We start from the raw sequence: 20,287 nt of genomic DNA on the forward strand, positions 1-20,287 counted from the left end.
TATAACTTACCCATAAAGGAACTATTGTGTTTCATAAAGCGATCAGGACTGTCATACCAGCAATATTGGCGAGCGCACTTTTTTTGCCGCTGGCAGCATGCGACAACAATGACACAACGGATGGAAAGCCAGTACCACAGGCTGCTTCCAACCCGGTTGCAGAGGATGTCACCGCACAGACTGGCACCAAATTGAATTTCTATGTGAAATGCTACAACACCGCCGATGGAGCGGCACGCAGCAGTGCGCAGCGTTATGTCAGCTGGATTGCTGATGTGGAAAAGGGGCCAACGGGCAGGGAGCGCAATGTCAACGTGTTGGGTAGTCTCGCCCCCTATGAGTTGGAGAGCTGTACCCAGGCTATTCCGCAGGCATCAAAGGCAAAGCCCGCCATGCCAGCGCTGGACGCGGCGGCCACACAGTATCTGGCTGATTTGACCACGCTGGCTCCGTTAGTGTCGCAAGCCCATCTCTATTACAGCCAGGAAGATTACAAGGATGATGGTTTCGCGCAGGGTAAGAAAATGCACCAACCGCTGATAATGGCTTTCAAAAACTTTATCCACTCCAGCGACGTCTACGGTGCTGAAGTGGAGAAGGAGACCAATGCCCTGTCCGCCGCGCAACTCGTTGAGATTGAAAAATCTGAGGGACGCCATATCAGCTACTACCGTCTGGCGTTAATCACTCAGGGGAAACTGCTGGCAACGCAGCTTGACGCTCAGGCGCCTGATATTGCCGAAGTCACCAAAGCGATCAACGCCTATGGCGCGCTGCTGGCTGAGGCAGATAAGGCTACGGCCAGCGAGCCTGGTAAGCCGATCGGCTGGTCGATCGTTATGGACAATGCCGAAAGTTTTCTGAAAGACAGTAAAGATCTCATGCGCCGGTTGCGTGACAAAACGCCTTACAGCCATGGCGAGCAGTCACTGATAGAGAGTCCCGGCAACACTGGCTGGATGGTGGGCGGTTCGCCGATGCGAGTCTTAAGATCATATAACGAACTGGTTAAGGCCAGTAACCGACTGTAAGTTGGCTGCTGCTAACGCTGCCAGCGCCTCACGAATTGCGCGATAAAAAACGCACAACAGGACTCTTTAGAGTCCTGTTTTTTTTGGCAATCATCCCACGGAAATATTGGTTCAGGTTATACCGTTACGTATAGCTTCTGCTGTAAACGCCCGCTCCAGATTTCATCATATTTACCTGCGCGCGGAAGGCAGCAAGCCTGCCTGTGAATAGGCCTCAATAAGCTCGTCAAAAAGAGTGATATCGTTCCGGCTTCTGGCCATCAGTTGAGCGCCAGCAATGGCGGAAAAAATAGCACGCGCCCGTTTTTCACTCTCTTCAGGAGTGATGAAACCTGCTTCCTGAAGCTGCGTTTCCAGCCAGGCAACGTTTACGTCTGCGAATTTCTGTACCTCTTTTTTCACCGGTTCCGGCAGGTCGTCATACTCGGCGGACATAAAGCTGCCCATACAGAGCCGGTTATCACTTTCCAGCGAACGGCGAAAAATATGCGGGTAACGGCTCAGGCTTTTCAGCGCATCGCCCTCTGTTTCCCGCAATACTGCCAGGTCACGCGCTGTATCTTCCCAGTATCGTTGCGCTACCGCCGCACCTAACTCTGCTTTACTGGCGAAGTGGTGATAAATGCTGGCTGCTTTTATCCCGACTTCATCAGCCAGACCGCGAATATTCAGACCGGTATAACCATGAGCCTGCGCCGTCAGGCGGGCCGCATTTAAGATTTCATCTCTGGATGTCTTGCTCATCATCTTTCTCCTGAGGAATAGCGGTTTATTCTAACATACGTTAGGTAGGTATTGACAAGGCGATTTCCGGCGCCTACTGTTTACCTACCAAACGTTAGTTAGATAATTCATTAAGAGAGCCAATCATGAGCAAAGAGATCTTTTATTCAGACGCAACCCAATTAGCCAGCCTGATCCGCAGCCGCGAAATCTCACCGGTGGAAGTTATGCAGGCGCATATTGACCGGATTGAAGCAACCAATCCGGATGTTAATGCCATTGTGACGCTGGCAGAGGATGCCATGAAACATGCCGTTGCGGCGGAAGCCGCCGTGATGAGAGGAGACAATCTCCCTCCCCTGCATGGCGTGCCCTTTACGGCGAAAGATTCGATAGATACCGCCGGTGTACTGACACAGCGCGGTTCACCCATTTTTAAAAATCGTCTTCCCGCTGAGGACGCCACCAGCGTGGCGCGTCTCAAAAATGCAGGCGGCATCCTGCTGGCAAAAACTAACCTGCCGGAATTTTCATACTGGATTGAGAGCGATAACCTGCTTTCCGGGCGTTCCAACAATCCCTGGGATCTGACCCGCACGCCTGGCGGCTCCAGCGGAGGCGAATCAGCAGCTATTGCTGCGGGAATGTCTCCGCTGGGGCTGGGAACCGACCTGGCCATTTCAGTGCGTGGCCCCGCTGCGCAGACGGGGATCACCTCCATGAAAGCAACGCACGGCAGCGTGCCTATGACGGGTATCTGGCCGCGCGCACCTCGCCGCTTCTGGCATGTGGGGCCTATGGCCCGTTCTGTACGCGATCTCGCTCTGGCCTTCTCACAGCTGGCGGGACCGGACGGGCACGATGCCTTTTCCAGCAGCGCGCCGGTTTATCAGGACGGCCTGCCGTTTAGTTCATCGCGACCGCTTCGCATTGGCTGGATGACCGGACCGGGCTTTGGTCCGGTTGATCCGCAGGTCGCTGCGGTAGTGAAGTCAGCGGCAGAAGCGCTACAGGGACCCGGCGTAGTGGTGGAGCATGTAGGTATACCGGCGCTGGAGCGGGATTTTGCGCTGGATGTTTTTAACCGAATCCACGTTATGGAGATGAAGCCCGCATTTGCGGCAGCTACCGCAGGCCGCAGGCCGGACGAACTTTATAAAATGGCGAAGACGATGCTGTCTCTGCCGGATACTTCTGTGGCTGATTTTATTGATGCTGAACAGGCGGCGGAAAGGTTACGGGATGGCTTTGCAGAATACTTCTCACAGTATGATGCGCTTATCACGCATGTACTGCCCATTCCTGCCCACAAGCACGGCGTAGATCGGTTTGTCATTGACGGACAGGAAGTTGATGCTACTTATCTCCAGGGCGCGACAGTCCCTCTGAACGTGACGGGCTTACCCGGCATAGCGCTTCCGTTTGGCAGAAGTCATGAGGGCATGCCTGTTAACATTCAGATTGTTGGCAAATGGCATGCAGAGAGAACTATTCTGCATATCGCTTCACTGCTTGAAGCTGTCAGCCCGGTAAAAGGGCTACATCCATCGCTTTAAAACCGCAAAAGGCCTCGCGAAGTGTCGCAAGGCCTGATCAGTTTATCCTGCTAAAAAACGATATTCTCAACGTCCGCCTCCTGTTGATAGCCGCCTCTCTGTATGCTGGCTGCTCTGTACCAGAAGCCGTCATCCCAATCCCTGCGTTAATTCGTTAAGAGCAGTTCAAGGCATTGTTGATTCACCTTTTCTTGACAGTAAGCCCCCTTTGGCTTAAAAAGGAAATGATCGTTACCTAAATAAAGGTTAGTTATGAAATCACCTTCCCTCAGCGCTACTGCGCAACCCTCCAGGGGGCGCCCACGGGTTTTTGACGAAGAGGCCTTCCTTGACGGGGCTATTACGCTTTTTCGCAGCCGGGGTTTTAGCGGCGTCAGTATCAGTGACATCACCGCAGCCACTGGCCTCACCACTGGCAGCATTTACAAAGCCTATAAAGACAAAGAAGGGGTCTTTGCCATGGCTCTGGACCGTTATGTGTCGCTTCGGGAAGAACGTCTGAAAACACGACTGGAACAGGTGGCTAACGGCAAAGACAAAATCGCTGAACTGTTGCGGGATTATGTTGAACTCAGCCAGGGAAGAGACGGCAAGCTCGGCTGTATGGTGGTTACCGGTCTCACCCAGATCGACCAGCTTGGCGCTGTTGCCGGGGACTTAGGCAAGCAATTATCGAAGCGTCGGGCTGCTCTTGAAGACTTGATTAAACTGGGGAAACAAGACGGGTCCATTGCCATGACAACTAACGTAACCGCCGCCGCCGCAGTGATACTGGCGTTGCTGCAAGGGATGCGTGTAATTGGCAAGGTTTCAACCCTGACCGGCGATGGCGAAGACTTTGTGATGCAGGCGCTGAAGCTACTGGAGTAAGTCATGTTTGCGTTCGTCATTGTTGCCATTCTCGCCGGGGCTATGTTGCCGTTGCAGGCGGTCTGCAATACCCGTCTGGGCCATGCTCTCGGTTCACCGGTGTGGGCAGCCACTACATCGGCGCTGATTTCAGCAGTGGTGCTTTTCATTGCCGGTATGGTGATAACCGGGGCCTTACCACGCGGTGCAAATTTGCAGGCGCTCCCCTTATGGGCCTGGATTGGCGGGCTTTGCGGCGTGGTGACGCTGGCCGGCGTAACCGCTTGTACTCCGCGTCTGGGCGCAGCGGCTATGGTCGCTTTAGCGATCGCCGGACAGGTACTCTTTTCTATGGTGCTGGACCGTTTTGGCCTGTTTGGTCTTACACCTCATCCCATTACATTGCAACGCGCCATCGCTGCGGCTCTGCTGCTGGCTGGCAGTGTGCTCCTACTTTAGGAATTCATTATGTCTGCTTTCATGCTTCCTGATGCGCCCGAAGGGTTCAGCCATCATTTTACCCGTGCAGCTGGCCTGCGCTTTCACTATGTGACCGGCGGCCGCCAGGATGGAATTCCGTTAGTACTCCTGGCTGGCTTCCCTGAAAGCTGGTTTGCCTGGCGTCATGTGATGTCCCATCTGGCAGACAAATACCACATTATAGCTATCGATTTGCCAGGGCAAGGTGACACAGACAAGCCCCTTTCCGGTTACGACACAAAAACCGTTGCCACGCGGCTCCATGCTTTTGTCGCCTCTTTAGAATTAGGATCCTACTTTCTTGCAGCCCACGATGTAGGTGCCTGGGTCGCCTTTCCCTATGCCATGATGTACGGCGATGAAATACGGGCTATGACTTTGATGGACGCTGGCATTCCAGGCGTATCGCTGCCGGATAAATTGCCGTCGGATTCTGACAAGTCATGGAAAACCTGGCATTTTTCCTTCCATGCCGTAGCTGACCTGCCAGAAGCTTTGCTGGCAGGACGTGAACGCATTTATCTGGAATGGTTTTTCCGCGAAAAAACGGTTAATTACCGTTGTTATGGCGAGGCTGAAATTGCGGAATATGAGCGTTTACTTAAAGCACCGGGTGGCTTGCGGGCTGGGCTGGCGTTTTACCGGGCGCTGTCACGCTCAGCTGCGCAAAATGCTGAATTCGCCAGACAGCGGCGCCTGACTATGCCGGTTCTGGGTCTCTCCGCTGACCAGGGGTCTGTTCCTGATATGGCCGCTACCCTGAGAGCATTTGGCGATGAGATCTACAGTCAGCAAATTACTGATTGCGGCCATTTCCAGCCAGAAGAACAACCCGAAGCCGTTGCCCGTGCTCTGGAGCTATTTTTTGGCCAATACGCAAACTGAATTGCAGAGATGAGTAGAAGCTTTATTGCCCTTTCCAATTCGTACATAACGCCCGCTTTTCGCTCCTGGCTGCTCTGCAAGGGAAGTATCTGGTAATAAGTGAATGCTCCCTTTTTCACTCAGGTACAAAAGGTGAACCCTGATGCAGGTGATTATTCCACCTTCAGACCCATACCTGGCCTGAAGGTAAATTCACCTTATGTACTGCTTTAAAGCACGGCTCGCTTTAGGGGTTAGCTGAGGGGTTGTCTGCTTCAAGGCTATATTCCCTGTAGTAATGTTCCATCATATTTCGCAGCGCTTTACCTATAGCGGCATATTCATATTCGTTAAGATTAGCCAGAGAAATACGACCGGCGGGTTGCTGGGTGCCAAAGCCAGAACCAGGCAACATAACAATGCCGGTCTCTTCAGCGATTCGAAACAGTAAGTCGGTTGGATTAAGCGTTTTCCGGACCCAGAGGGCAAAATCGTCGCCATATACCTGGCGCGAGATAGCTTCAAGATCAAGCAGAGTATAATAATCTACTGCGTCACTATCCTCGGTATGGGAAATGCCCAACTCACGGTACAGCACGGCCTGACGGCGACGGATAATTTCTGATACCGCCATTTTATAGCCGTTCTCACCATCCATCAGGGCAAACAGACTGAACAACACCATTTGTACCTGCTGAGGCGTGGATAACCCGGCTGTATGATTGAGCGCTACGCTACGGCTGTCGGCGACGACGCGATCAAGAAAACTCATTGACGCTACGTCAGGCGTAAGCGAGCCATATCTTTCTGCCAGGCGGTTTTTTTCGTCCGCGCCGAGTTCACCTATTTTTTCGTCAATAATATTCTGCTGATGAGTGGCAATAACGCCAAGACGCCATCCGGTTGCACCAAAATATTTCGAGAAAGAGTAAACCAGAATGGTATTTTTCGGGCACGTTGCAAAAAGTGACTTAAAGTCCTGGGCAAAGGTGCCATAAACATCGTCGGTAAGAATAATCAGGTCCGGTCGCTGTTCTGTTATCCTCACCATTTTTTCCAGGCTGCGCTGATCCATCTTAACCGAGGCCGGATTACTCGGATTAACGCAGAAGAATATTTTAATATCGGGATCAAGTAGCTTGTCGAGTTCCTCATCTGGATATTGCCAGTTTTGCTCAGGAGAAGCGTTAATCATCACGCTCTCAAGCCGATAATCTTCCAGCCGGGGAATTTCAATATAAGGGGTAAAGATTGGAGCACCCATCGCCACCTTATCTCCAGCTTTTATCAGCCCGTTGGTGCGCAAAGTATTGAAAAGATAAGTCATTGCTGCGGTTCCGCCCTCTACCGCGAACAAATTGACATCCTCTGCTGAAATCAAACCCCCTATCATCTCTTTGACAATATATTCGCGGGTAATCTTTTCGCTGACTCTGAGCATGCGGGGTGGGACAGGATAATTTGCGCCTAAAATACCCTCCACCATTTCATGCAAAAATGCCGGGGCGGAAAGGCCCAGCTGATCACGTACATAGCTCACCGCCCTGGAAAGAAAAGCCACCCCTGGCTGATGATGCTCTCGTGAGAGAAAGGCATCAAAGCGTGCTTCAATGCCATCCAGTCGAGGCAATCCGCCAATTCCGTGCGGCAAATAGGAGTAGGAAAGCTCAGCTTCTTCAGTGGCAAATAAGCCAAGTCGCCAAAAAGCACGGCGGGGAAGCGTGGCGAGAAAGTTTGGATTTCCCCGGCCTGCGTTGAGCATTATTCGATCGGTTTTACTGGAAGCCAGATCAATCAGCGCATCTTTCAGTTCAAACGGGCTGAGCGCAGCATATTTCTCGTAAGGATTAGACATGGTAAAACTCTCCTGATAACAACGGGGTTGTTTAACGAGTGGTTCAGACCAGGGCAATAATGAGTGGACCCAACAGGGTCAGGAAGACATTTGCCAATCCGTAGGTCACGGCAAAGGGTGCGGTAGGAATGGCGTTACCTGCCTTATCAAGAATTTCACCAAAGGCGGGGTTCGCGCTGCGTGTTCCGGCCAGCGCCCCGGCAAAAACCGCGGTGTTGTCGTAGCGCAGGAGATAGCGGCCAATAAACAGGGTGATCATCAGCGGCACCACCGTCACGACGATGCCTATCAGAAATATTGAAAGGCCGTTATCGCGGACGGTGTGTACGGCCTGTAAACCAGACTGCAAACCCACCACCGCCACGAAACCGGCAAGGCCTAAATCACGCAGCAATCCTGAAGCAGGAATGGGCATATTGCCGGTCAAAGGCTTTCGCGCCTGGTACCACCCAAACAGGAGTCCGGATAAAAGCGCACCACCGCCGCTACCAAGCGTAAGCGGGACAGAGCCGATACGCAGCACCAACAGACCCAGCAGCAGCCCTACAGAAAGGCCGAAGCCATGAAACATCAGATCTGTTTTGGCGCTTTTGATCAGGGAAGGCCCGGCTAATGCTACAGCCCGTTGGATATCCTGTTCACTGCCATACAGGGTGACCACATCGTTATGCTGAATGACCGTATCGTCTTTAAACGGGAGCAGAGTGTCACCACGTCGAAGCGCGGTGACAAAGATACCGTGTCGCACATCTCCTGAAATTTGAGTGCGCAACTGGCCAATCGATTTTCCAGTCAGAGCCGTATTGGTCAGAAGGACCTCAGCAGATTGCATGATCATCTCTGGTCCTTCGTCGGCATCCAGCTCTCTGCCGAGAAAAGGCACCAGTGAAATAATGCCTTTCCGGCGTCCGACTAACAGCAACACATCACTCTCGTTAAGCTGCATATCCGGTACGACTGAAATGACTTTATCTTTGCGTTTGAGGCGCTCCAGCGTGACAGGAAAAAGCGGGGCCGCTGTGGCTTCAATTTGTGCCACCGTTTTTCCGCCGGCTGGCCCGGCAAGAAAGACTCGTCCCACCAGCTCCGGCAGCGCAGGCTGCTGGCCTGGAGCCAGCAAAGGAGCGCCCTGCATCATCTCCCGTTCAGCTTTTATGGCATCTTCACGAATAGATCGCCCCATTATTTTGGGCAGAATATTAACGCAAATGATAATGGCGCCAAGAGAGCCAAAGATATAGGTTACGGCATAACCTACCGCCACGTTTCCCTGCATTTGTTGCAGCTGAGCGGGATCCAGGCCGAGTTTGGCTATCGCTGCACTGGCGGTGCCAATAATTGCTGACTGGGTAAGCGCTCCGGCCGCAATGCCAGCCGCAATGCCTTTATCAAGCGCAAAAAATTTAGCCATAGCGACCACAGTACCCAGCGAGGTTATCACCAGAATTAATGCCAGCGCGATTTCACGGAGCGTTCGTCGCCCCAGTGATGAGAAAAATTTAGGGCCGCTTTCAAAGCCCACAGCATAAATAAAGACGGCAAACAAAACGTTCTTTATTCCGCTGTCAATAGTGATCCCAACCTGGCTAATTAATACGGCAATCAGCAAAGCACCTGCAACACCGCCCAGCTGAAATGCACCCAGTTTCAGCTTTCCAATCCATGTACCAATGGCAAGTGACAGAAATAAGGCAAGTTCCGGAGACAGACGAAAAACTTCATGAAGCAAGTTCATAGAAGAGTATCCTGCTATTCGGTTTAAAAGGATCGAGCCGCACCGTTTATGGTCGCGGAATAAAATTATAGTGAACACCTCTATTTATTCGTACCTGATAAAAGGTAGCTATAAATTTTTTTAGTGACCATAAAAAACATCACTGTCTCTTCAAAAAACATTAAACCCTATTAAAGGCAATTTACAGAAACTTAATGCTGCCAATAGCAATAAAGTTGGATTAAGATCCCGATCTGGAGGTATCTCTGCTTCTCTAAACACGCTATTCCCTGTAAATGAATCCTGTCGGAAGCTCATTAACCTCCTGATTTACTGGCGGATATTTTTATCATTATTGGCGAATGTGATTTTTTATTTTTACTGTTGCTAAAAATGGCTCCCGCAGAAATTGAGGCCATACTGGATATTGCACTGAGGGTGCAATTGATAAAAACGGTGTTAACACAATGATTATGTAAAACCCCCGTTACCCACACTATGAGTGAGGATAATTATGTCTGCCGACTCGCTGAAAAATTTTTCAAATGATCTCTCACTATTCACTGGTACGCATTTTGTTTATACCTACGATAATGGATGGAAATATGAATGGTATGCCCGCAACGATCAGACGTGCGATTACCGTATTCATCAGGGGCTGGTAGGGGGACGCTGGGTTACTGATCAGAAAATGCATGCCATTCAGTTCGCACCAGGTATTTATAAAGTTGACTGGCATGAACCCACTGGCACTTGTGTAAGTCTGTTATTTGATATCAACCGTAAGCTGGTGCATGGCACGATATTTTTTCCTCAGTGGATTGCCGGAGAAGGTCAGCATCCTGAAAAAACTATCTGTTACCAGAATGAGTTTATTGATGATATGCATCGCTTCCGCGATGAAGGCCCTGCCTATCCCTATGTGATCATCCCGGAGTTTGCCGAAGTAACTTATATGAAAAATGAAGGCCCGGATAATAATGAGGTGATAAACATGGCTCCGGGGCAGCTACCGGAAAACTTTTTTGAAGGTAAATGAGTGCAGACTCAGTCAGAAAGTTGGGATAGCGGAAAAAAACAGAAAATCCCTGCCATAAGGGGCCTCTTTCTGTATTGATTTTTACAGTGCCCTGGATGACATTGTCCATATCAGCCTCATCAGGCAAACCATTAACAGTAAGCTGCTGGCGGAATACCTGTACATTACAGCGCCGTAAAGAAATCAACTTCTTCCGGGAGGCGGCGAACCGGGTGCTCACTGAAGTCATGCAATTTGGCTTCGGTGGATTTTTTTCCAGTGAAAAGAATAGACTACACCCTTCTCCAGAGAGGGCGCTTGCCGTGCAGAAACAGAGCCAACCGCAGAAGTTCGGCGGCTTGCTGGTTAGCGCAGCAGGTTGGCGATCGCTCTTTGTCGGGAGCCGCAGAGAATATCAGGGGAGTACGCCGTGGTGGTTAAAGACTTAACAGGGATTCGCCCGAGGAAATTTTGTGAACACACCCGATTCATTAGAAGAGCTTGGCCCGCGCATATGCATTATGGGTCCTTCAAACAGTGGAAAATCAACGCTCGCTGACGCTATTTCCCGCAAGACGGCCCTTCCTGTCGTTCATCTTGATCAACTTCATCATCTTCCGGACACAAACTGGGTTCCCCGTGATCATGCAGAGTTTCTTCGCTTACATGCAGATGCAGTTAGTCAGGAAAGATGGGTCATAGAGGGTAACTATACGAAATGCGCAGCAGAGCGGCTTGCCCGCGCCACAGGTTTGATTCTCCTTGATGTACCGGTAACAGTAGGTCTGCTGCGATACATTCGCAGATGTTACTCCTCCACTCCGAGGATCGGTGGTCTCAGAACAGGCAGAGAAAATGTCAGCTGGGAGATGATAAAATACATCACCTTAATTGCCCCTAAAAACCGCCTGCATCATAAGAGAGTGTACGAACATGTCAGACTTCCAAAGCTGCTGCTGAAATCTCCTCGCGACGTTGAGGCCTGCTTTCAACGGTGGGGCTTACGCACATAAACGAATTACAGGCACCACGCTGGCATTTGCGCAGGCTTTAGCCTCAAAGAGCGCAGCGCAGGCAAGGCGGCAAGCCTGGTGCATCAGCCCCCGGCTTTAACCGGCGTGCATCGCCGCTGATTTTCATCCCTGTTACCCTTTATGTCCTTCCTTTTTCACCTCATCAAATTGACTCGTCTCGCCCCGACAGCATCATGTCCGTTTTTGGCCTTCTGTCTGCTATGGTTTCCCGCCATCATTGGGTCACACCCATTCAGTCAGGAGTCCAGAAATGTCCAATACCGTGCTTTTAGTGATTGACGCGCAGCAGTCCTTCTATCATCGTGGCTATCAGGATACTGTCGAGATGCCCGCCTTTGAACGCAGCCTCTCCGCGCTGATCGGCGGCTGCCACGTTCGTGGTATCCCGATTGTGGATGTGTTCCATGAGGAAGAAGATGGCGCGTTCTCGCGGGACTCGGGTCTGCTGGTACGCCTGCCCTTTCTGAACCACAAAGCGGTGAAAACGGTGTACAAGCGCGTCCACAATGCCCTGACCAAATCGGGGTTGCAGGAGTGGTTACAGGAGCAGAAGGTGGATCATCTGATTATCAGCGGTCTGCGCACCGAACAGTGCTGTGAAACCACCGCCCGCGTCGCGTCAGATCTCGGCTATAAGGTGACGTTTGTGACCGAAGCAACGCTGACCTTCCCTGTTTGCCATAACCGCATCACGCTGAGTATCGCTGACCTCCGTCACCGTACTGAAGCCGTGCTGATCAACCGTTTCGCCTCCGTCCAGAGCGTGGAGGAGTGCCTACAGGAGCTGCCATAACATGACTGTCCCGGTGTGGTTTTTAATGGTGCCCGGCGTCGTCTCGCTGGATGTGACCGGCCCGGCAGAGACGCTGAAGCTGGCAGGCGGTGCCTTTGCGCTGCGTTATTTCGGCCCGGAGGAGAGCGTGATGACCTCTACCGATATGAGCATCAGCCGCATCGAGCCGCTGCCCGACAGGCTTCCCGCTGGCAGCCTGCTGGTGGTGCCTGGCGTGCATGACTCTGCCACCTGCTTTGATACGCCGCAAGGCATCGCGGCGCGTCACTGGCTGATGCGGCAGCAGCCGGATATCCATGCGCAGCGCATCACGCTGATCTGCATCTGTTCGGGGGCCATTCTTGCGGCTAAAGCGGGCCTGCTGAGCGGCGTGCACTGTACCAGCCACCATGAAGTGATAGATCGGCTGAAAAAGTGCGATCCTGCGGCTATCGTTAAGGAAAACCGCATCTTTGTGGAAGATCGTGGCATCTGGACCAGCGCAGGGATCACCGCAGGCATCGACCTCTCCTTACACCTTATTCATCAGCTCTGCGGCTCGCAGACGGCGCTGAACGTGGCGCGGGAAATGGTGATCTATTTCCGGCGTTCGGGCGACGATCCGCAGCTTTCGCCGTGGCTGCGCTACCGCAACCATATGCATCCCGCTATCCATCGCACGCAGGATTTACTGGTGGTGCATCCGGAGCAGGAGTGGCAGCTGGAGGAGATTGCCGGGCGGGTCCATGTCAGCCCGCGCCATCTGACGCGTCTGTTCAGGCAGCATCTGGGGATCAGCGTGCGGGATTATCACGAGCAGCTGCGGATAGCGATTGCACAACAGCGCTTACAGCAGGGTGAAGGGGCAGAAAAAGCTGCTTTATCTGCCGGCTTCTCCTCTTCACGCCAGCTTCGCCGCGCCTTGCAGCGCTGGCAGCCGTAACCTTCAGCAAGGTGATACCTTTTTGGCATCACGAAAATGGGAATTCAGTCAGGGTCAGCGGGGTGAAACAATCGGGAAACTCAACAAAAGGAGACACGATGAAAACCCGCAATCTCTCTCAGGATCTGACCGTGAGTTCTGTTGGCTATGGCGCCATGGGGTTAAGCGAATTTTATGGCGAAACAGATGACCACAACTCCCTGCAACTCCTGCACAAACTTATCGACCTGGATATTACCTTTATCGATACGGCGGACCTCTATGGCCGGGGTCATAACGAGCGGCTGATTGGCCACTTTCTTGCCGGTCTGGATAAGGCGACACGGGAAAGGTTCAACATTGCCACCAAGTGCGGCATCGACCGCTCGCCTGACGAAGCCTATGCCCGCACCATCAATAATCAACCCGACTACATTACCCGCTGCTGTAACGCCTCTCTTAAACGGCTTGGCGTGGAGCGAATCGACCTGTTTTACCTTCACCGGGTGAACCAGGCGATTCCCATCGAAGAAAGCATGGCCTGCCTGAGCCAGCTCGTGAAAGAGGGCAAAATAAATCATATCGGTCTTTGCGAGGTCTCCGCATCCACTCTACATCGGGCGCATGCCGTACACCCGCTGAGTGCGCTGCAAACGGAATATTCGTTATGGACCCGCGATATTGAAGATGAAATCCTGCCAGCAGTGAAAGAGCTGGATATCGGACTGGTTCCTTACTCGCCGCTCGGCAGAGGCTTCCTGACCGGTAAATACCTTAAGAACAGCGATTTTGCAGAGGGTGATTTCCGCAAAAACAATGAGCGCTTTGCGCAGTCCAGCCTCGATCATAACGCTCAACTGCTTGAGGTTATCCGGCCTCTGGCAGAGAAATACAGCGCTACAGCCGGACAGATCGCACTGGCCTGGCTTCTGGCTCAGTATGACAAACTGGTTCCCATTCCCGGCACTAAGCAGAGCCATTATCTGGCTGAAAATGCCGGTGCCGCTGATATTGTGTTGGATAAAAAGGATGTTGCATTACTTAATGGCATTCATCAGCGTGTTGAGATTAAAGGCGGACGGTACTCTGAAGAGGGGATGAAAGGCGTTAACGCCTGATAACAGCGTTCATCATAAATATACCGGGTGATCCCGGTATATTCTCTTCATTATCAGCACGGCAACTGCTTTACTGATGGCGTTAAATGGCAGGATGGATTCTATGGCGACAGCAGCGCACCTTATCAGCAGCAATCTTCCCAGCGTAAAGCAACTCCAGTGCTTTCTTGCGGTGGCCCATGAACTTAACTTTCGCCGCGCGGCTGAACGGCTCTGTATGACTCAGCCGCCGTTAACCCGACAGATTAAATGCCTGGAAAGGGTGCTGGGGGAACAATTGTTCAGCCGGAGTACGCACGAGGTGAGTTTAACGGAAGCAGGACGTGCCCTTGTGGCCAGGGCAGAGAGCATTCTGGCGGAACTTTATGGGTTAAAATCGGACTCGCTGGCAACAGTAGCGCGTCTGCGCATCGGCCTTACCCGGACGTTGAATTTTGAGTTTGTAGAGCCATTAAACCAACAGCTGGCCAGACTCAATGCGGAAGATGATGTTGAAACACCCAATCTCACCTCTGCCCAACTGTTGCAGTGCCTGGCTAAAAACACCCTTGACCTCGTGCTCACGGGGGAAAAAGGTGCAGGCCATGAAGATGCCGTGCAGTACCGCTGGGTCTGCCGCGAACCCCTGTTTATGGCTCTGCCCGCCATGCATCCTGCCAGCCTGAAAGAGAAGGTCTCACTGGAAGAGGTGAGTGATTTACCGCTTTTCTGGTTTGCCAGAAGCGCCAATCCTTCGTTTTATGATAAGTGCGAAGGCTATTTCAGCAGGCTTGCCGTCACGCTTAAAAAAGTTAAAGAGCCTGATGATTCTCTCGTTATGCTGACTCATATAGCCAGGGGCAAGGGCTTTGCCCTGATGCCGCAGTCAAAATGCACCTTTAATCAGGAGGGATTAAGCTACCGCGCGCTGACTGATGATGCCTCGCAGCGGTTAAATATCGATATCTACGCCGCCATTCGAAAAAATGAGAAAAATAAGGCAGTGCTTGATATGCAGGAGATGTTAAGCGGGAATGCAGCTGAGTATTGAGCGGGTTAATGCTTGTTTAACTGTGCAGTATAAGAGCCGCTTTTTTAAAATAACTCCGCATTATTCAGAGAAAATGAATGCTCCTGCCGCTGACTATTTTTCTGTTTAAGGCTCCCTTCAGGGGCACAGGCTGGCAAACTTCTTGCCTGGCCCCTGAATGACCGCAGCAGTTTACTGCTTCACGCTTTCGATAAAGGTTTTACGCGCCGTTTTCGAGCCAAGCCGTTCAGCTTCATTCAGCAGTTTCAACGCCTTGTCCACATCCCCTGCCTTCACCGCCTTTTTAATAGCGTTGTTAAACCAGGCGTCAGAGTCATCCAGCATCGGCTCTGCGGGTTTGGCTGGCGCAGGCGCCGCAGCCTGCGTACTGCCCACCACGACCGGAGCGGCCGCTGGCGTATCCGATGACGGGAAGAGCTGCCCTATCATCACGTTCCCCGCCTTCTGCTCGGCGGTGACTTTCAGACTGAGCGTGCCGGTTGCGGTGTGTCGGGCAACCGGGTCGGGAATATCGGGTACAGCATTGCCCACGCCAGCCGCATAGGCTTTGGCAGGGTTAATCATTTGCGTTGTCTCGCTCAGATCTTTGCTGGTGGTGTAAACCAGCAGGTAGATCTGTTTCTGCCCCAGCGCCGGGGTGAGCTTCAGCGTGCCTTCAAGGCGATCGCTGGAGACGATGCCCGGCTTCTCATAGGGGAAATAGTTGCTGGGATAGAACGCTGCCGGACGCATCTGTTCATCCAGTACCAGTACGTTCGGGGCATAGACGGTTTTGCCCGTCACCACGCTGGTTAAGACGATCTCCAGCGAACCACGGTCAGCTGGCAGGGCAAATGCGCCCACGGCACCCTGGATCTCGCCCTGATTGATCTGCGAGCCGCCGCTACCAAGCTGTACATCCTGCGTCACTGGCGGAACCAGCGGTGTCCAGGAGAGTTTGCGTAACTGCTCGCTGGAAAGAGTGGGGGCCTTAGCGGCATCCTGCTGAGCAGCAGAGACCACTGCGGGCGCAGCAGCCAGCAGGCTCAGGGAGAGACACAGTGACAGCAGATTCTTTTTCATTGTTGTTTCCTTTGAAATCACCATGAAGGCTGGCGGCCATTGATACCTGATCCGCCAGCCAGCACATCTTCTTTACGACTCAACTTGCCGCTTACCGCACAATCATTCACGAGGCGGCAAGGCAAAACTGACCTTATCCCTGGGAACTCTTTGCGACCTCCCAGGGAAACTAAGGCCGGTCAACACCTCCGCTTCACGGAAGATGAGAGAATACTTACCACCAGATTTCCATCTGCGCGCCGAAGGTTATTTCATCATCATTGCCACGGCTGAAGGTACGCGCGCCGGTGTCATTCATTGCCAGACCATTGTTCACGCCGCTGTCGGTGTCATAACCCCATTTCTCATCCCAGTTGGCATAGGTCGCAAAGACGCGGATAGCCGGACGGGACCAGATGCTGTCGCCAGCCTGCCACTGTTGCGCCAGGGTAACTTTGTACTGACCGTTGCGGTCGCCGGTACGCTGGGATTTCACGTTGTCATAACCCGCTTCCAGCAGGGTGCTCATGATTGGCGTCCATTTGTACATCGGGCGCACGCCCACGGTATACCAGGTGGTGCCGTTATTGTTATCACGATCCGTATCCTGGTACATTGCCACATACATCAGGCTCCAGGTGTCGTTGAAATCAATCGCACCGTGGTCCAGCACACGAAGCATGCTGCCGTTGTTATTGATAGCTGAACCGTTAGAGTGGCCGTTCGCCGCGCCTGTACCCGGATCGGTCATTGAGTCAGCCGCGTATTGCAGCACGAATTTGTTGTAGCCGTTATAGATGCTCTGCGTATGCTCAGCGGTCAGCAACCAGCCATCTTTGGTGGCGTTATCGTCCAGCGAGTAGCCGTCACGCGCATTGGCACGGCCATAATCCACGCCCAGCTCCAGCACGCCGCCAGGGTTGGTTTCCAGACCGGCCAGACGCACGTCAAAGACGTCGTTGGAGGTCGGCAGCTCATTACGCTGGTCCGCAATGTAGCCAAAGGAGCCGCCGCTTTCGGTGTTGCGGGTCGCCGCAAAGGAGAGCTTACCGAAGCCGACATCAATATCTTCCAGACCGGCACCAGGACCCGAGATATCCCAGTAGTAGAAGTCGATCATATGCACATCATGACGCTGGTAGAAACGCTTACCTGCCCAGATGGTGGAGCCTGGCAACCATTCGATCAGGTTTTTACCTTTCACGTTCGCTTCACGGAAAGCCGGATCGGTTGATTCCCAGTCGTTCTGCTGTGATACGGAATAGGCTACGTTGGTGTCAAAATAGAAGCTCTTGTCGCCCTCTTTCCAGACTTCCTGCCCCAGTTTCAGCTCCGCATAGGTTTCACATTCGTTACCCAGACGGTATTTGCTTTCTGCGCCAGTCGCCTTAAAGCATTGCTGCTCACCGCCGCTGCCAGACCAGCCGATGCCGGAACGGGCGTAACCGGTGAAATCTACGGCCATAGCCGGGGTGGAAAGGACGCCTGCGGCCACTGCCAGCGCCAGGGAGGAATTACGTATTGTTATCATCATCTTCTCCTGTAGGGGGACTGGTGCATTTAAACGCCCGGCTCCGGGTGTAACCGGCGACAGGCCGTTCCGTCTTCACGGAACAGATGACAGCGGTGTGGCGGCAGGCCAATGGCGAAAGTTGCACCTTCTTCTACCAGCACCACGTCATTCTGGCGGTAAACCAGGTTTTGACGAATTGCCGGAATCTGGATATGGATCTGGGTTTCATTACCGAGCTGTTCGACGACCTGCACTTCACCGGCAAGCCTGATTTCAGCGCTGTCGCCCGGTAAAAGGTGTTCAGGGCGAATACCCAGCGAGAGATTGCTGCCCGCCGTGACGTCGCTGCCTGCAACAGGCAACCAGACCCACTGGCGATCGGGCAGTTCCACCTGTACACGCTCAGGCTCGGCGGCAATCACTTTAACCGGCAGGAAATTCATTCTGGGCGAGCCAATAAACCCGGCCACAAACCGGTTGGCTGGATAGTGGTAAAGCGCCAGCGGCTTACCAATCTGCGCAATGCGCCCGGCATTAAGCACCACGATTTTGTCGGCCAGCGTCATCGCCTCAACCTGATCGTGCGTCACGTAGATCATCGTGCGCTTCAGCCGCTTGTGCAGCCGGGAGATCTCAATACGCATCTGCACACGCAGCGCCGCATCAAGGTTAGAGAGCGGTTCGTCCAGCAAAAATACCCTTGGCTCTGCCACCAGCGTGCGGCCAATCGCCACGCGCTGACGCTGGCCGCCGGAGAGCGCTTTTGGCCGCCGCTCCAGAAGATGAGCCAGTTGCAGGACTTCAGAAACCTGATTCACCCGCTGCTCTATCTCCTCTTTTTTGGTGCGCGAAAGCTTGAGGCCGAAAGACATATTTTCCGCCACCGAAAGGTGGGGGTAGAGCGCGTAAGACTGAAACACCATCCCGATGCCACGGCCAGCAGGCGGGACTTCATTCATACGCTGATTGCCAATCTTCAGTTCGCCAGAGGTGATCTCTTCCAGACCGGCAATCATCCGCAGCAGCGTTGATTTACCGCAGCCAGATGGCCCGACAAACACCACGAACTCCCCTTCCTCAATCTCCAGGTTGATATCGCTGGAGATCACCGTGTCGCCAAAGGCTTTGTGCACGCCGCTTAGGGAAACGCTCGCCATCCTGAACTCCTCTCTCTGCCACATGCAGAGGAAATTGAATGTCAGGAAGGATGCCGACAAGCGTGCCGGGCGTAATCCTCCGTCAGCGGGTTTTTCACGGGGGAGGAGCAGGGAGGATGAGCCGCCGCGCGCAGCGAAGAAAAGTTCAGGCTAAAAGTCAATTTCGTGACCGGCCTGGCAAAAACTGATGGTTAATTTTGCGAGTCAGCTGTCATTACCGCCCAGAGTGTTAGGAGCATCACAGTCTGAGAGGTGGGGGCGTAGGTGGGGGGAGGATGAAGCCCCGGAGGGTTAACTCCACACTGGCAACGTACCCTCTCTTTTCCCTCTGTGTAGAGAGAAATCTGCTGCCTCACAGCACTATAAGGACTGGATTATGGCTCTCAGCATGAAGAACATCCTCAGACATACCGTGAAGATCTCCGCACTGGCAACGCTGGTTCTCTCCTCTGCCGCCTTTGCCAAAATAGAAGAAGGCAAGCTGGTGATCTGGATCAACGGTGATAAAGGCTATAACGGCCTGGCGGAAGTCGGTAAAAAGTTTGAGCAGGATACGGGCATTAAAGTCACCGTTGAACATCCCGATAAGCTGGAAGAGAAGTATCCGCAGGTTGCCGCGACCGGTGACGGACCCGATATCATTTTCTGGGCCCACGATCGTTTCGGCGGTTATGCCCAGTCCGGTCTGGTGGCCGAGATCTCTCCTGACCAGGCTTTCAAAGATAAGCTGTTCCCGTTTACCTGGGATGCGGTCACTTTCGACGGCAAACTGATTGGTTATCCGGTAGCGGTGGAATCTCTCTCGCTGATTTACAACAAAGACCTGATCAAGGCTCTGCCAAAAACCTGGGAAGAGATCCCTGCGCTGGATAAAACGCTGCGGGCAAAAGGCAAAAGCGCCATCATGTGGAACCTGCAAGAACCCTACTTTACCTGGCCCATTATTGCTGCGGATGGCGGTTACGCCTTTAAGTATGTTGAAGGGAAATATGACACCAAAGACACGGGCGTTAACAATGCCGGGTCGCAGGCTGGCCTGCAATTCATTGTCGATTTAGTGAAAAACAAACATATCAGTGCCGATACGGACTACTCCATTGCGGAAGCGGCCTTTAACAAAGGCCAGACGGCGCTGACCATTGACGGCCCCTGGGCCTGGGCTAACCTCGACAAGAGCAAAATCAACTACGGCGTTGCGCCGCTGCCAACTTTCCACGGTAAGCCTTCCAAACCCTTTGTTGGCGTGCTGACGGCGGGTATCAATGCGGCCAGCCCCAACAAAGAGCTGGCGAAGGAGTTCCTGGAAAATTATCTGATCACCGATGACGGCCTGGCCGTGGTGAATAAAGATAAGCCGCTGGGTGCCGTAGCGCTGAAATCGTACCAGTCTAAGCTGGAGAAAGATCCGCGCATTGCCGCCACCATGGCGAACTCGAAGAATGGCGAAATCATGCCGAATATCCCGCAAATGAGCGCCTTCTGGTATGCCGAGCGCAGTGCCATCGTCAATGCGGTTAATGGTCGTCAGACCGTGCCTCAGGCACTGAAAGATGTGGAAACCCGCGTGACCAAATAATCGTTTCTTCCGCGACCAGCGATGCAGCCATTTT

General features: G+C 52.9%; 18 protein-coding genes. 12 read left to right on the plus strand and 6 right to left on the minus strand.

Translation table 11 applies throughout. The features are described 5' to 3' along the window. Positions 1-65: 65 nt before the first annotated feature. On the plus strand, positions 66-1,031 hold the full coding sequence (locus AAH450_RS16250; RefSeq protein WP_342911134.1) for a YiiG family protein: 966 nt from the start codon (positions 66-68) through the stop codon (positions 1,029-1,031). A gap of 171 nt (positions 1,032-1,202) precedes the next feature. On the opposite strand, the gene AAH450_RS16255 is transcribed toward AAH450_RS16250, so the two are convergent. Beyond that, the gene (locus tag AAH450_RS16255; protein ID WP_342911261.1) at positions 1,203-1,775 is read right to left on the minus strand and encodes a TetR/AcrR family transcriptional regulator; all 573 of its coding nucleotides are present in this window, start codon (positions 1,773-1,775) and stop codon (positions 1,203-1,205) included. Positions 1,776-1,900: 125 nt separating this feature from the next. On the opposite strand from AAH450_RS16255, the gene AAH450_RS16260 reads away from it, so the two are divergent. From AAH450_RS16260 to AAH450_RS16275, 4 genes are all read left to right on the plus strand, one after another. Beyond that, the gene (locus tag AAH450_RS16260) at positions 1,901-3,310 is read left to right on the plus strand and encodes an amidase (RefSeq protein ID WP_342911135.1); all 1,410 of its coding nucleotides are present in this window, start codon (positions 1,901-1,903) and stop codon (positions 3,308-3,310) included. A 252-nt stretch (positions 3,311-3,562) separates the two neighbouring features. Further along, the gene (locus AAH450_RS16265) at positions 3,563-4,180 is read left to right on the plus strand and encodes a TetR/AcrR family transcriptional regulator (protein WP_342911136.1); all 618 of its coding nucleotides are present in this window, start codon (positions 3,563-3,565) and stop codon (positions 4,178-4,180) included. Positions 4,181-4,183: 3 nt separating this feature from the next. Further along, the gene (locus tag AAH450_RS16270; RefSeq protein WP_342911137.1) at positions 4,184-4,618 is read left to right on the plus strand and encodes a DMT family transporter; all 435 of its coding nucleotides are present in this window, start codon (positions 4,184-4,186) and stop codon (positions 4,616-4,618) included. A gap of 9 nt (positions 4,619-4,627) precedes the next feature. Further along, the gene (locus AAH450_RS16275; RefSeq protein ID WP_342911138.1) at positions 4,628-5,524 is read left to right on the plus strand and encodes an alpha/beta fold hydrolase; all 897 of its coding nucleotides are present in this window, start codon (positions 4,628-4,630) and stop codon (positions 5,522-5,524) included. 226 nt (positions 5,525-5,750) lie between these two features. Here the strand turns inward: AAH450_RS16275 and AAH450_RS16280 are convergent, their stop codons facing one another. Both AAH450_RS16280 and aspT read right to left on the minus strand, forming a co-directional pair. Continuing rightward, positions 5,751-7,358, minus strand: a complete 1,608-nt coding sequence (locus tag AAH450_RS16280; RefSeq protein ID WP_342911139.1) for a bifunctional aspartate transaminase/aspartate 4-decarboxylase — start codon at positions 7,356-7,358, stop codon at positions 5,751-5,753. A gap of 43 nt (positions 7,359-7,401) precedes the next feature. After that, entirely contained in the window at positions 7,402-9,093 is a 1,692-nt protein-coding gene (gene aspT, locus AAH450_RS16285) for an aspartate-alanine antiporter (RefSeq protein ID WP_342911140.1), read from the minus strand. Between the two features lie 493 nt (positions 9,094-9,586). Between aspT and AAH450_RS16290 the strand changes: the two genes are divergently transcribed. From AAH450_RS16290 to AAH450_RS16315, 6 genes are all read left to right on the plus strand, one after another. Further along, positions 9,587-10,111: a phenolic acid decarboxylase gene (locus AAH450_RS16290; RefSeq protein WP_342911141.1), complete on the plus strand. Its 525-nt coding sequence runs from the start codon at positions 9,587-9,589 to the stop codon at positions 10,109-10,111. 452 nt (positions 10,112-10,563) lie between these two features. Then, positions 10,564-11,103, plus strand: coding sequence for a P-loop NTPase family protein (locus tag AAH450_RS16295; RefSeq protein WP_342911142.1), 540 nt, complete (start codon positions 10,564-10,566; stop codon positions 11,101-11,103). A 271-nt stretch (positions 11,104-11,374) separates the two neighbouring features. Then, entirely contained in the window at positions 11,375-11,917 is a 543-nt protein-coding gene (locus tag AAH450_RS16300; protein WP_342911143.1) for an isochorismatase family protein, read from the plus strand. A 1-nt stretch (position 11,918) separates the two neighbouring features. Next, positions 11,919-12,839 (plus strand): GlxA family transcriptional regulator, encoded by a 921-nt coding sequence (locus AAH450_RS16305; protein WP_342911144.1) that lies wholly within the window; start codon positions 11,919-11,921, stop codon positions 12,837-12,839. 98 nt (positions 12,840-12,937) lie between these two features. Then, complete coding sequence (locus AAH450_RS16310; RefSeq protein ID WP_342911145.1) at positions 12,938-13,936, plus strand: aldo/keto reductase; 999 nt, start codon at positions 12,938-12,940, stop codon at positions 13,934-13,936. A 103-nt stretch (positions 13,937-14,039) separates the two neighbouring features. Beyond that, complete coding sequence (locus AAH450_RS16315) at positions 14,040-14,966, plus strand: LysR family transcriptional regulator (protein ID WP_342911146.1); 927 nt, start codon at positions 14,040-14,042, stop codon at positions 14,964-14,966. 171 nt (positions 14,967-15,137) lie between these two features. On the opposite strand, the gene malM is transcribed toward AAH450_RS16315, so the two are convergent. The 3 genes from malM to malK form a co-directional block, all read right to left on the minus strand. Further along, entirely contained in the window at positions 15,138-16,028 is an 891-nt protein-coding gene (malM, locus tag AAH450_RS16320; protein WP_342911147.1) for a maltose operon protein MalM, read from the minus strand. A gap of 214 nt (positions 16,029-16,242) precedes the next feature. Beyond that, positions 16,243-17,541: a maltoporin gene (locus AAH450_RS16325; protein ID WP_463322736.1), complete on the minus strand. Its 1,299-nt coding sequence runs from the start codon at positions 17,539-17,541 to the stop codon at positions 16,243-16,245. Positions 17,542-17,567: 26 nt separating this feature from the next. Beyond that, complete coding sequence (gene malK, locus AAH450_RS16330; RefSeq protein ID WP_318789055.1) at positions 17,568-18,677, minus strand: maltose/maltodextrin ABC transporter ATP-binding protein MalK; 1,110 nt, start codon at positions 18,675-18,677, stop codon at positions 17,568-17,570. A gap of 376 nt (positions 18,678-19,053) precedes the next feature. Here malK and malE point away from each other — a divergent pair, with 376 nt between their 5' ends. Next, positions 19,054-20,253 (plus strand): maltose/maltodextrin ABC transporter substrate-binding protein MalE, encoded by a 1,200-nt coding sequence (gene malE, locus AAH450_RS16335; RefSeq protein ID WP_342911148.1) that lies wholly within the window; start codon positions 19,054-19,056, stop codon positions 20,251-20,253. Positions 20,254-20,287 lie beyond the last annotated feature (34 nt).

The organism is Erwinia magellanica (genome assembly GCF_039023495.1).
In the GTDB taxonomy this organism is placed as follows: Bacteria; Pseudomonadota; Gammaproteobacteria; order Enterobacterales; family Enterobacteriaceae; genus Erwinia.